At 75.3% G+C, this 12,671-nt stretch carries 7 protein-coding genes; 4 read left to right on the top strand and 3 right to left on the bottom strand.

The genetic code is table 11. The annotated features are described in order from the left end of the window. Positions 1–90: 90 nt before the first annotated feature. The gene (locus ACIRS1_RS21475) at positions 91–1,539 is read right to left on the bottom strand and encodes an MFS transporter (RefSeq protein WP_402842164.1); all 1,449 of its coding nucleotides are present in this window, start codon (positions 1,537–1,539) and stop codon (positions 91–93) included. A gap of 60 nt (positions 1,540–1,599) precedes the next feature. Between ACIRS1_RS21475 and ACIRS1_RS21470 the strand changes: the two genes are divergently transcribed. Then, positions 1,600–2,220, top strand: a complete 621-nt coding sequence (locus tag ACIRS1_RS21470; protein WP_402842161.1) for a winged helix-turn-helix transcriptional regulator — start codon at positions 1,600–1,602, stop codon at positions 2,218–2,220. Between the two features lie 207 nt (positions 2,221–2,427). On the opposite strand, the gene ACIRS1_RS21465 is transcribed toward ACIRS1_RS21470, so the two are convergent. Next, positions 2,428–4,812 (bottom strand): hypothetical protein, encoded by a 2,385-nt coding sequence (locus tag ACIRS1_RS21465; protein WP_402842158.1) that lies wholly within the window; start codon positions 4,810–4,812, stop codon positions 2,428–2,430. Positions 4,813–5,110: 298 nt separating this feature from the next. Here ACIRS1_RS21465 and ACIRS1_RS21460 point away from each other — a divergent pair, with 298 nt between their 5' ends. The 3 genes from ACIRS1_RS21460 to ACIRS1_RS21450 all read left to right on the top strand — a co-directional run bounded on the left by ACIRS1_RS21460 (position 5,111) and on the right by ACIRS1_RS21450 (position 11,816). Further along, positions 5,111–5,737: a hypothetical protein gene (locus ACIRS1_RS21460; protein WP_402842155.1), complete on the top strand. Its 627-nt coding sequence runs from the start codon at positions 5,111–5,113 to the stop codon at positions 5,735–5,737. A 123-nt stretch (positions 5,738–5,860) separates the two neighbouring features. Further along, positions 5,861–6,826, top strand: coding sequence for an ankyrin repeat domain-containing protein (locus ACIRS1_RS21455; RefSeq protein ID WP_402842152.1), 966 nt, complete (start codon positions 5,861–5,863; stop codon positions 6,824–6,826). Between the two features lie 571 nt (positions 6,827–7,397). Further along, a complete protein-coding gene (locus ACIRS1_RS21450) occupies positions 7,398–11,816 on the top strand; it encodes a molybdopterin-dependent oxidoreductase (protein ID WP_402842150.1) in 4,419 nt (1,472 codons plus the stop codon). On the opposite strand, the gene ACIRS1_RS21445 is transcribed toward ACIRS1_RS21450, so the two are convergent. Then, positions 11,810–12,568 carry a rhomboid-like protein gene (locus ACIRS1_RS21445; RefSeq protein ID WP_402842147.1) on the bottom strand — a complete coding sequence of 253 codons (759 nt, stop codon included), beginning with the start codon at positions 12,566–12,568 and terminating at the stop codon, positions 11,810–11,812. The genes ACIRS1_RS21450 and ACIRS1_RS21445 overlap by 7 nt on opposite strands. Between the last annotated feature and the right edge of the window lie 103 nt (positions 12,569–12,671).

Below are 12,671 nucleotides of genomic sequence, written 5' to 3'. Positions count from 1 at the left end.
GCGCGCACGTCCGGATCCAAGCGGGTCCGGGCCCGTCGACCCCGACGGGGCGGTTCCGCGCCCGCCTGCGCCCCGTCGGGGTTCCCGGCCCTATTCCACGGCGGCGGTCCGGCGTTGCGCGGCGGCCAGCAGCAGGGCGGCCGCACAGGACAGCAGCGAGGCCACGATCACCACCGTCCAGCCGCGCCGGAAGCCGTCCAGCGCGGCCTGCGGCCCGTGCGGAGTACCGATCAGACTGACCGTCAGCGCGACACCCACCACCGTCCCGACCTGCCGGGCCATGGTGGTGATCGCCGAGCCGGTGGCGAAGCGCGTGGGCGGCAGCGCCGCCGCGGCCGACCCGATGAGAGCAGGCAGGGTGAGGCCCACGCCCAGACCGGTGAGCAGCAACCCGGGCAGCAGTTCGGCGGCGTAGCCGGGCGGGATGTCGATGGCGGCGGCCCACCAGCCGACGCCTGCGGCGAATAGGAGGGTGCCGAGCGCGGCCAGCCGTCCGGGGCCGAGCCTGCGCACCAGTGCGGCGCTCCCGAGGGCGACGGGTGGCACCAGCAGCGGTCCGGGGGCGATGGCGAGTCCGGTGCGCAGCGCCGAGTACCCCCAGGCCTGCTGGCACCACAGGACGGAGGTCAGCAGCATGCCGGCGAAGGCAAGGGTGAACAGCAGGGCCGCGGCGTTGGCGGCGGCGAAGCTGGGCACCCGCAGGAGCGGCAGTTCGACGACGGGAGCGCGGTGGCGCGCCGAGCGGCGAAGGAACCAGCCGGTCAGCAGGGCGCTGGCGAGCAGACTGCCGAGGACCCGGGGCGAGACCCAGCCCCAGTCGCCGCCCTTGACGAGGGACACGGTGAGGGCGGCGATGGCGGCGGTGAGCTGGACTGCGCCGAACAGGTCCGGCAGCGGTCCGTCCTCCGTGCCGCCCTCCCCGCCTTCCCGTCCGTGCCGTCCGGGCAGGACGCGGGCCCCCACGGCGACGGCGGCGATGCCGACCGGGACGTTCGCGACGAACACCCAGCGCCAGTCAGCCTCGACCAGGAGTCCGCCGAGGACCGGTCCCAGCCCGGCGGCGATCCCGCCGATCGAGGCCCAGGCCCGGATGGCGCCGGGACGCTCGGCCGGGGGCGTGGCGTCCAGCAGCAACGCCAGTGAGGTCGGCATCAGTGCGGCCGCGCCGGCCGCCTGGACCACTCGGGCGGCGTCGAGCCAGACGACGGCCGGGGCCAGTGCGCAGAGCGCCGAGGCCGCGGTGAACACGACCAGCCCGGCGAGGAAGACCCTCCGGTGGCCGATGCGGTCCGCCAGTCGTCCGACGGGGACGAGCAGCGCGGCGAACGCGATGGCGTAGCCGTTCAGCACCCAGGACAGGGTGGCGAGGCTGCTGCCGTGGAAGTGCTGCTGCATCGCCGGGACGGCGACGTTGACGATGAACAGGTCGAGGTTCGAGGCGAAGACCGCGGCGGCGACCACGAGGAAGGTGGCCCGGCGGTGGGGCCGGTCCGATTCGGTCGGCGCGGGTAGTGGGTTTGATATTCCAACCGTCTCCATGACCGGGAACGCTAGCGGCAGTGAGTTTGAATACGCAACCCGCTATGGCAGGCTGGTGGAGTGACCCCGCACGACGATGCCCGGCCCACGGCCGGACACTCCACGACCGGCCGATCCGCAGCCACCGCGCTGCCGGGCCGCCCCTGCTCCATCGCGGCCGCGCTGCAGGTCCTCGGCGAGAAGTGGGCGCTGCTCGCCGTGCGCGAGCTCTTCTACGGCAATCACCGCTTCGACCGGATCGCCCGCAACACCGGTGCCCCGCGCGACCGGCTCACCGCCCGGTTGCGCGCCCTGGAGGAAGCGGGAGTGGTCGAACGCCGCGCGTACAGCGAACGCCCGCCGCGCTACGAGTACCACCTCACCGAGGCAGGTCGGGACCTCGCCCCGCTCACTCAGGCGCTGCTCGCCTGGGGCGACCGCTGGCTGTCGCCCGAGCCGCCCGTGGTGCTGCGCCACCACCCGGAGCGCCCTGACGGAGAGGATCACGCGGACGGGCCCGGCCTCCACGCCGGTCACCCGTTGGACGCGTCCTGGACCTGCCGCACCTGCGGGGTCGAGGTACGCAGCCCGGACGTCACCCTGGAGATCCACTCGCCGGGCTGGGACCGCCAGGGCCCTACCGCCCCCGGCCCTGAGGCAGCCGGTCCTTCCGACGACCGTGCCACTCGCGAACGGAGCTAGCGGGCGCGGCGACCAGCCCGCGGACGGACGGCACACCCCGCCAGGGGCCGCGCACGGTGACCCTCCGCGGGCTCCGGCTCGGACGGGGCGCGAAGCGAGCGCGTCGTCCGCGACTCGCCATCGGGCCCGGCGGACTCCACGACCACGAGTCTGTCGAGGATGGCGAGAGCGCCGGCCCGGGGTGCGTCCGGGGCCGGCGCTCGGCGGCTACCGGCTACCGGCCGGCGCGGTGTCGGCGAGTGCCCGCAGCACGTCGGCGGCGCGGGGCAGGCCGTTGACGTCCAGCACCTCGTACAGGTTGACGTTGAACTCCCAGGCGTTGGTGCTGTCGGCTATCGCGCGGATCACGGTGCGCTGGCCGTCGGTGAGCGGCTCGCCCTCGCCGTAGGCCGCGGTCGGGAAGACGATGTCGAGCAGCGCGTTGGCCACCGACGCGGCGTCGACCGGGTCGACCTCGTCCAGGGCGGCGCACAGCCCGGCGAGCAGGCCTTCGGTCTGCTCCGGCGGCAGGAGCGCCAGGGTGGTGACGGTGTCGGTGGTCGGGTCGCCTGTGCCGAGGTAGAGGCCCTCGAAGCCGTCGGTGTCCAGGCCGCCCCGGAGCGCCTCGACGAGAATCCGGGCGCCCGGGCCTGCGGCGGAAGGCCGTCGGCGTACCCAGGTCAGCGCCGCGCAGAAACGCAGCAGCGGGTCGTCGTCGGCGAGGTGCCGTTCCAGGGCCCGCAGTGCGTTGTCGTCGGGCTCGTGCAGGCCCAGTCCGAGCAGGATCTCCGCGCGGATCCCGGGCTCGGATTCGTGGGCGAGGCGGTCGTGCAGTGCCCGGGCCGCCGCCTCGCCCGGCGCCGCGGCGAGCAGGGCGACGGCCGGGCGCCGGATCCCGGTGCTCCGGTGGGCGGCCAGCCTGCCCCAGGTCGGCACGGCCTCGGTGAGGGCGGTGTGGACGTGGTGGTGGGCGGGCTCGGCGCCGCTGCGGGCGTAGTGCTCGCCGGGGTCGGCCGCTCCGGCGGGGAGGTCGGCCCGGATCCGCTTGAGCTCACGGACGGCGTCGGGGTCCCCGTCTCGGGTCGCGATGCCGGCCAGCAACTCCAGCAGGCCGATCCCGGGCCCAGGATCGGGATCGGGACCGGGACCGGTACCTGTACCGGCCTCGACGGGGCGCCCTGCCAGCGCGGTCATGTACCGGAACGCCGGCCCGGCGGCCTCCGCGATGGTGTGCTGGTGGAGCAGCATGTGCGACAACTGCGCCAGGGCCAGGGAGATCGCGTCCGGGTTGGCGACGGACAGCCCCTTGAGCAGGAACGGCACCTCCTCCGAGTCGCCGAAGAAGGTGCCGAGGCGACCCCACGGCACCGCCTCGGCGCCGTCCAGCTCGCTCGGTACGGGCGCCGCGCGCCAGGCCTGCAGGGCATGGGCGGACCTGCCGATCCGCTCGTCGCGGGCGAGGCCGAGCCCGTCGAAGGACACCTCCCCCAGCGCGGCGCCGTCGGCCCCGAACAGGTTCCAGACCCCGACCGGGCCGCCCCGCATGCCGGGGTCGGCGTGCCCCTCGGCGACGACCGCCCCGCCGGGGCCCAGCGCACGGCAGTGTTCGACCGGCTCCCCCTCGACGGTGGCCCCGGTGGGCGCGACCTCCACCGTCCGGGTGCCGTCCGCGTCGTACCACCGCTCGGCGACGAGCTCGCCGTCCCGCTCGGTGCGCTCGACCCGGAGGGCGCCGTCGCGGTGGAACCGGCGGCGGATCACGGTGCCGTCGGCCGGCCACTCCCACTCCTGCTCCGGCACCCCGCCGCTGTACTTGCGCTCCGACAGCCGCGCGCCGTCCGGCCGGTACCGCTCGACCCGGTAGAGCCTGCCGGAGCTCAGGTACGCCCGGCGCTCCGCCGGCCTGCCGTCGACGAAGTCCGCCTCCGCGTAACCGTGGTAGCAGCTGTCGGGGGCGTGGTAGCTCGGCCCCGTCGCGTCGGAGGTCTGGTGCCAGGCCTGCGTCCACCAGCGCCACGTGCCGACCGCCGCCCCGGTCGTCGGCTCCACTCCCCCGGCGACGAACGCGAGCATGCCCGCCACCCACACGGCGTCCTCGGGCACGCCCGGCGAGGGCGCCGCGGGCGGGTTGCGCACCTCGGCCAGCTCGACGGCGTCGGCCGGGTCCACCGCACCGACGTGTCCCGTCCCGTCGGCCCGTTCCGCCGCGCCGGCGCGTCCCGTCCCGCCTCCGTGTCCCGTCCCGCCTCCGCGTCCCGTCCCGCCTCCGTGTCCCGTCCCGTCGGCCCGCCCTGACCGCAGCAGCCGCAACGCCAGCTCCGGCAACCCCTCGTACGCGGCGTGCCACGCCGCGCCCGGCGAGGCGCCCAGACCGGCCGCCAGGCACAGCTCGACCGACGCGGCGTCACCGTCGCGGGCGGCCTCGATCAGTGGGTTCGCCCTCGCCTCACCCCGGGGGAACCGGGCGACCTCCTGCCCGGCCCGGTGGTAGACCACCCGCTCCGGAGCCCCGTCGGCGGTCCAGTACCGGGCCAGGCCCGCGAGCAGGCCGTCCTCCCGCCGGCCGGGCAGCCACCAGCCGCCGGTCGGCAGGGCCTCGGCGGCCGCCGGCACACCGGCGGGACGCCCCGGCCCGGCCCCGGGACGATCCGCCCCCTCCCCGAACCCCGTACCTCCCGGGGCCGGTTGCCCACCGGCGCCGGCCCCGACATCATCGACGTGCAGCTCACCAGACATGGTCGGAATGCAACCACTCCCCACCGACACACCGCACCCCTGGACGCCCGGGAACCCCGAAACCCCCACCCACCTGCGGGGACCGGTCGAGCGCATGGCACCATCGGCGCATGCTCACCCCCACCGAGGCCGCCCTCCACCGGCCTGCCCGGCCCCGCCCCTCCGGGAGCCGCTGATGCTCCGTTGGTTCCGTCGCCGACGTGGCGACGCCGAAGGCGGCGACGGGATCGTCTCGCGCCGGGTCCTGCTCGCATCGGGCCACCAGCCCCTCCCCGTCGAGCTGGCCGGGCTGCAGGGGGAGGCGGAGGCCGGTGACGTCATCGCGATGGCGAACCTCGGCGCCGCCCTGGTCACCGTCGACCGCACCCGCGCGCTCCACTGGCTCACCAGGGCCTGGGACGCCGGGAACGCCGGCGCCGGCTTCAACCTGGGCACCCTGCACGAGGTGTCCGGCGACACCGACCGCGCCCAGGTGATCTGGGAACGCAGCGCCGCCCTCGGCGACCCCGACGCGATGCTCGGCCTGGTCCGCCAGGCCCTCGACCGCGGCGACCGGGCCACCGTCGAACACTGGACCCCGCTGATCCTCGCCCAGGACGAGGCCTACCCCGTCACCGCCCTCGGCGTGGCCCTCCGCGACAGCGGCGACGCGGACGGCGCCGTCCGGGCCTTCCTCCGCGCCGAGGCCCTCGGCGACGCCTACGCCATGGAGTACCGCGCCCGCCTCCTCGACGCCCGCGGCGCCCACGAGGAGGCCACCGCCCTCCGCGCCCGCGCGGCCACGGCCGAACGCATGATGTGACCCGGCCGGCCGGGGCCCACCCCGGCCGGCTCCCTGCTCCCGAACGCCGCCTGTCAGACCCACGTGCGATCGTGCACGAAGCGGCCGGCGCCCGTGCCGGTGCGGTGAGGACGGAGCAGCACGATGACGGGTTGGGCTGATGTGACGTGGGCCGACTGGAGTGACCACGACGCCATCCGTGCGCGGCTCGACGCGGGCGCCGACCCCGACCGGTGGGGCGGGGGGCTTCCGCTGCACCGCGCGGCGGGCTGCGGCTCGCCCGAGGTCGTGGCCGAACTGGCCGGCCGCGTCTCGGACGTGGACGCGGTGGAGTACGGGACGACCGCGCTGTGGGAAGCCGTGATGGGGAACCGACCGGAGAACGCCCGGGCCCTGCTGGCCGCCGGGGCCGATCCCTGGCGGCCCCAGCTCGGCGGCTGGTCACCCGGGCGGCTCTCCCTGGCCGGTCCGACCCCCGGCCTGTTCTCCGTCCCCGACAATGAACCAGGTCTGACGGCAGCCGAGCGGGCCACCGCCCGGCGAGGCCGGCAACTCGTCGAGGGCCTGGGCCGGTTCCACGTCGACGGGACCGGTCTCGCCTGCATCGCCGGCATCGACGGCGCCGAAGCGATCCGCCGGCTGAACGGGACGCCTCTGGACGGAGAGTTCATGGCGGACTTCCTCGACGAGCCTCACAGCTACGACATGGCGGAGCGACTGCTCATCGCAGGGGTCACGACCGTACCCGGCGGATGCATCGTCACCCAGCCCTGGGGCTACGTGCCGTCCGCCCACGGCACGATGGTTCGCCTGACGGCAGGCACCGTCGGCTACGGCCTCTTCGCCAACCCGAAGAGCGGCAACCAGGGGCGCATCCTGCGCGACGGCACCGAGGAGCGCTCGGGCCTCCACCCCGGTGGCGGCCCGAGCCCCGAGGACGGCCCTGAGGAAGTCCTGGCCGCCTACCTCTTCTCCGGTCATCCCGTCGCCCACGCCTGCGCCTTCGCCGGTCTCCGGCCCACCGACGCCCGCGCCGTCACCGGCCCCGCCGACCACTGGATCCGGTTACCCAGTGGGCTTCGAGGGTGGTCCTGCCGTCCGGCGTGGTGACGGGGTGCCAGGTGGCCCGGGGCCGTGCGGCGCGGGTGGGCGTGCCCGGGGCTCCCAGGGCGTGCAGGACGGGGCTGTCGAGGGGGCTGGTGGCGAGGCGGTGGAGCAGCTGCGCGAGGGCGGCGCGCAGGCTGCGGCTGCGGGGGCCGGCGGCGTGGACGGCGGGACGAAACACAGCGGAAACGGACATGCGGCTCACCTCCGGGACGGCCTGCGGACCTGCAGGTCGGTCCAGCCTCCACCACCGCTCGCCCGTCGCCGCCCGGTTTGACGCACTGCTCACGCGGCCCTGACGGGGTTCTGATGCCCCACCACCGCCGAGCGGTTCGGCCGCTCGGCCACCCGGGAGTCCGGGGCGGGCGCCCCGGCCCCTCACGACGGCACGCGCGCACCCGTGAGCTGCGGTTTACGCCGGAGCGCGGGCGACGTGATCTCTCCTTAATACCGCCTCCCTAGGGTGCTGCCCGTGGGAGCCCCCGGGGGGGCGTCCCGCACCGCCGGGCGAAGCGGTTCCGCAGGGGGCCGGGTCGACGGCGGGGACCGCAGGACCGCTACCGGAGAGGGGACCGTGGTGCCGGCACCGAACGCGAGGCCCGTCGCACCCGTCACGCCCGTCGCGCCCGTCAGGACCGTCTGTTCGTACTGCGGGGTCGGCTGCGGCATGCTGCTGGACGTCGCGGTGGAGGCGGGGACGGGCCGCCGCACGGTGGCGAAGGCGTCCGGCGACCGCGAGCACCCGGCCAACGCCGGGCGGCTCTGCACCAAGGGTGCGACCACCGCGGACATGCTCGCCGCCCCCGGGCGCCTCACCACGGCACTGATGCGGGCCGAGCGCGGCGCCGAACCGGTGCCCGCGGACGTGGACGAGGCGATCGCGGCCACCGCGCGGCGCCTGCGCGCGGTCCTAGACGAGCACGGGCCGGACGCGCTGTCCTTCTACGTCTCGGGCCAGCTGACGCTGGAGGCCCAGTACCTGGTGAACAAGCTCGCGAAGGGATTCGTCGGCACCAACCAGATCGAGTCCAACTCCCGTCTGTGCATGGCGAGTGCGGGCAGCGGCTACAAGCTGTCGCTGGGCGCGGACGGGCCGCCCGGCTCGTACCGGGACTTCGACCACGCGGACGTCTTCCTCGTCATCGGCTCCAACATGGCCGACTGCCACCCGATCCTGTTCCTGCGGATGATGGACCGGGTGAAGGCGGGCGCCAAGCTCATCGTGGTGGACCCGCGCCGCACCGCGACCGCCGACAAGGCCGACCTCTTCCTGCAGGTGCGGCCCGGCACGGACCTCGCGCTGCTGAACGGGCTGCTGCACCTGCTGGTGGAGAACGGGCACACCGACCCGGCCTTCATCGAGGAGTTCACCGACGGCTGGGACGCCGTGGCCGACTTCCTGCAGGACTACCCGCCTGCGACGGTCTCCGGGATCACCGGCATCCCGGAGGAGGACCTGAGGCGGGCGGCCCGGCTGATCGGCGAGGCCGGTGAGTGGATGAGCTGCTGGACGATGGGGCTCAACCAGTCGACGCACGGCACCTGGAACACCAACGCCCTGGTCAACCTGCACCTGGCGACCGGCGCGATCTGCCGCCCCGGCAGCGGCCCGTTCTCGCTCACCGGGCAGCCCAACGCGATGGGCGGCCGGGAGATGGGCTACATGGGGCCCGGGCTGCCCGGCCAGCGCTCGGTGCTGGTGCCGGAGGAGCGGGCCTTCGTCGAGGAGCTCTGGGGCCTGCCCGCCGGGACGCTGCGCACCGAGGTGGGCCGGGGCACGATCGAGCTGTTCGAGCGGATGGCGGAGGGCACGGTCAAGGCCTGCTGGATCATCTGCACCAATCCGGTCGCCTCCGTCGCCAACCGGAAGACCGTCATCGCCGGTCTGGAGGCCGCCGAACTCGTCGTCACCCAGGACGTGTTCGGCGACACCGAGACCAACGCCTACGCGGACGTGGTGCTGCCCGCCGCGATGTGGGCCGAGTCCGAGGGGGTGCTGGTCAACTCGGAGCGCACCCTGACCCTGGCGCAGCCGGCGGCCGACCCGGTCGGCCAGGCCCTGCCCGACTGGCAGCTGATCGCCCGGGTGGCCTGCGCCATGGGGTTCGAGGAGGGCTTCGGCTACGCGAGCGCCGAGGAGGTCTTCGAGGAGATCAAGCGGGCCTGGAACCCGAAGACCGGCTGGGACCTGCGGGGCGTGACGTACCGTCGGCTGCGCGAGACACCCGTGCAGTGGCCTGCGGCGCACGCCGACGGGCCGGACCGCAACCCGGTGCGCTACCTCAACGACGGGGTCAGCCAGGACCTGCTGGAGCGGCCGGACGGCAGCCGGCCCCGGCTGGCCTTCCCGACCGCCACCGGACGGGCCTCGTTCTTCGCCAGGCCGCACCTGCCGGCCGCCGAACTACCGGACGACGACTACCCGTTCACGCTCAACACCGGCCGTCTGCAGCACCAGTGGCACACCCTCACCAAGACCGGCCGGGTCCCCAAGCTCAACCGGCTCGCCCCGGGGCCCTTCGTGGAGGTCCACCCGCAGGACGCCGAGACCCTGGACGTCACCGACGGCGACCACCTGGAGATCACCTCCCGGCGGGGCCGGGCCGTGCTGCCGGTCGTGGTCACCGACCGGGTCCGCCCGGGCGACTGCTTCGCGCCGTTCCACTGGAACGACCTCTTCGGCGAGTACCTCAGCATCAACGCCGTCACCAGCGACGCGGTGGACCCGGTGTCCTTCCAGCCGGAGCTCAAGGTCTGCGCGGTCGCCCTGCGGGCGGTGGCGGCCCCGGAGGTCACCGAGACCCGTACAGCCGGCACAGCCGGAGGAACGCACGAGGCCGGGGAGACCCCCGCCACGCCGACCCCCGCCACGCCGGCCCCCGTCACGCCGACCCCCGTCACGCCGACCCCCGCCATGGCGGGCGTCCCGTCGGCGCAGGTCGCGGCGCTGGCCGGGCTGCTCGGCGTCGCCGACCACGCCCCGCCCGTGCTGACCGCCGCCGAACGCGTCTACCTGTCCGGCTTCCTCACCGGGCTGGGCTCCGCTCCCCCGCAGGCCGCCGCCCCGGTGCCGGTGCTCCCCGCGCAGGCTCCGGTGGACGAGGAGCGGGCCCGGTGGATCAACGGGGTGCTGGCCGGGACGTTCTCCCGCACCGCGGCCGTCGGGCCCGACCACCCCGATCACCCCGCCGGCCCCGTGGCGGCGACAGTGGCCGCGTCACCGTCTCCGGCAACGGCAACGGCAACGGCAACGGCAACGGCACCGCCCGCGCGCAGGGTGGCCGTGCTGTGGGCGTCGCAGACCGGCACCGCCGAGCAGGTCGCCGCCGAGGCCGCCGACCGGCTGGCGGCGGAGGGCTGGCAGCCGGTGCTGCTCGGCATGGACCAGGTCGGGCCCGACACCCTGGCCGACGGGCCCCCGCTGCTCCTGATCACCAGCACCTTCGGCGACGGCGAGGCCCCGGACAACGGTTCCGCCTTCTGGGAGCGGCTGCTCACCGAGGGCCTGCCGGACGCGGCGCAGCTGCGGTACGCCGTCCTCGCCCTCGGCGACTCCAGCTACGGCGACTTCTGCGGGCACGGTCGCCGGCTCGACCAGCGCCTCGGGGAGCTCGGCGCCACCCGGCTCGCCCCGCGTGCCGACTGCGAGCCGGACTACCGGGACGCGGCGGGCCGGTGGCTGGACCAGGTGGTCGCAGCCCTGGCCGCGCACCGGACGGAGGCCTCCGGACCGGCTCCCACCCCGGCACCCGCTCCGGCATCCGGCCCGGCCGCCACCGCCCCGGCCGCCCCCGCCACCACCACCGCCGCAGCCGCCTCCGCCCGGGCGGCACGGCGGCCGGGCCATACCAAGCGCTACACCAAGGCCGACCCCTTCGGCGCCCTGCTGGTCGGCAACCGGCTGCTCAGCCTGCCGGGCTCGACCAAGGAGGTCCGGCAGTTCGCCTTCGACACCCGCGGGGGCGAGCACGGCGATCTCGACTACCGGGCCGGGGACGCCCTGGGCGTCTGGCCCGAGAACTGCCCCGAGCTGGTGGCGGAGTGGCTGGCCGTCACCGGGCTGGACCCGACAGAGACGGTCGTCGTCCCGGGCTCCGCGCCCGGCGCCGGGGAGCTGCCGCTGGGCGAGGCGCTTCGGAGCCGGCTGGAGATCGCCCGGGTCACCCCGGACCTGCTGCGTTTCGTGGCCGAACGCTCCGGCGACCGCGACCTGCGGCGGTTGCTGCGCCGGGACAACACCGGCGAGCTGGCGAAGTGGAGTTGGGGCCGACAGGCGGTGGACGTGGTCGGTGCGCTGCCGGTCCGGGCCCGCGCCGACGAGTGGGTGGGCGTACTGAGGCCGCTGCAGCCCCGGCTGTACTCGATATCCTCCAGCCCGCTCGCGCACCCGGGCGAGGTCCGGCTGACGGTGTCCGTGGTCCGCTACCCGACCGGCTCCGGACGGCTCCGCAAGGGCGTGTGCTCCGGGTACCTGGCGGACGGCGCCGAGGACGGCCCGGTGCCGGTGTTCGTCCGGCCGTCCGCGCACTTCCGGCCCCCGGCCGACCCCTCGACGCCGATGATCATGGTCGGCCCGGGCACCGGCATCGCGCCCTTCCTCGGCTTCCTGGAGGAACGTCAGGCCGCAGGCCACTCCGGCCCGAACTGGCTGTTCTTCGGCGAGCAGCACGAACGGACCGACTTCTACCACCGCGAGGAGCTCGCCGCGTTCCGGGCCTCGGGGCACCTGAACCGGCTCGACCTCGCCTTCTCCCGCGACCAGCGGAACAAGGTCTACGTCCAGGACCGGATGCGCGAGCACGGCCTGCGAATCTGGGAGTGGCTCCAGGACGGCGCCCACCTGTACGTCTGCGGGGACGCCTCCCGGATGGCCCGGGACGTCGACCGGGCCCTGCGCCAGATCGCCCGCACCCACGGCGGCCTCGGCGAGGACGAGGCCGCCGTGCACCTCAAGCAGCTCGCCGCCGACCGCCGCTACGTGCGCGACGTCTACTGAGCGCGCACCGGCCGGCCCGCGTGCTCGGGCCGCTGCCGGCGCGCGCCCAGACGCCGCCGGACGGCGGGCAGCAGCGCCAGGGCGAAGCCGATCAGCGCGGCGAGGAGGTGGCCGACGGTGGTGAAGTCGGGCAGCGGACCGGTGACGTCCATGCCGCCGAGCGGCCACCCGATGACGAGCACCACCCAGGGCACCCGGGCCCAGAGCGGCAGGGCCGCCGTGCAGAGCGCCAGGACGGTCTGGGCGCCGTAGCTGACGCCGAAGTCGTCGGCCGTGCGGACGTCCTCCGGGTACCAGCCGTGCCCGAGCGCCACGGTGATCACCACCGCGGTGAGCAGGGTCGCGAGGACGTGCCCGGCGAGGAAGGCACCGAAGGCGCGCAGCGCGCCGAGGCGCTGTTCGAGCCAGGCCAGGCAGCAGCAGACGCCGAGGCCCAGGGTGATGGCGGTGGAGCCGATCGACAGCGAGCCCAGGTCGGTGAGCGTGCCGTCGAAGAACAGCGCGCTGCCGAGCAGCGCCGTCACCGGGTGGTCCGCCAGGTTGTCCAGGTTGGTGCTGAGGTACTGCAGCAGCTCCGCGGCGTCACCGTGGACGACCCAGGCGTGGCCGGCCAGCAACAGGCAGACGTAGCCGAAGGTGACGGGCGACCGGCGCGGGTACCGGGCGACGCCCAGCAGCACCCGCCGGCTCGGCGACATGGTGACGGCGGCCGTGGCGGCACCGGCCCGCTGCCGCGGAAACGTGCTCCTCATCCGGGATTCTCCACAACGTACGGTGATCTGACGGAGGCACCGTACGCCACCGCGGCGGGCCCGCCCTGCAGCCGCCCCCGCCCGGGCCCTCGCGCCCCCGGGA

Source organism: Kitasatospora sp. NPDC101176 (assembly GCF_044768035.1).
In the GTDB taxonomy this organism is placed as follows: Bacteria; Actinomycetota; Actinomycetes; order Streptomycetales; family Streptomycetaceae; genus Kitasatospora.
Note: the sequence above shows the minus strand (reverse complement) of the source record. Positions and strands in the feature narration are given on the sequence as shown.

What these genes read in the sequence shown, in the direction of transcription:
- ACIRS1_RS21475 (WP_402842164.1), bottom strand. Translation starts at nt 1,539, where the DNA reads ATGGAGACGGTTGGAATATCAAACCCACTACCCGCGCCGACCGAATCG.
- ACIRS1_RS21460 (WP_402842155.1), top strand. Translation starts at nt 5,111, where the DNA reads ATGCTCCGTTGGTTCCGTCGCCGACGTGGCGACGCCGAAGGCGGCGAC.
- ACIRS1_RS21455 (WP_402842152.1), top strand. Translation starts at nt 5,861, where the DNA reads ATGACGGGTTGGGCTGATGTGACGTGGGCCGACTGGAGTGACCACGAC.
- ACIRS1_RS21445 (WP_402842147.1), bottom strand. Translation starts at nt 12,568, where the DNA reads ATGAGGAGCACGTTTCCGCGGCAGCGGGCCGGTGCCGCCACGGCCGCC.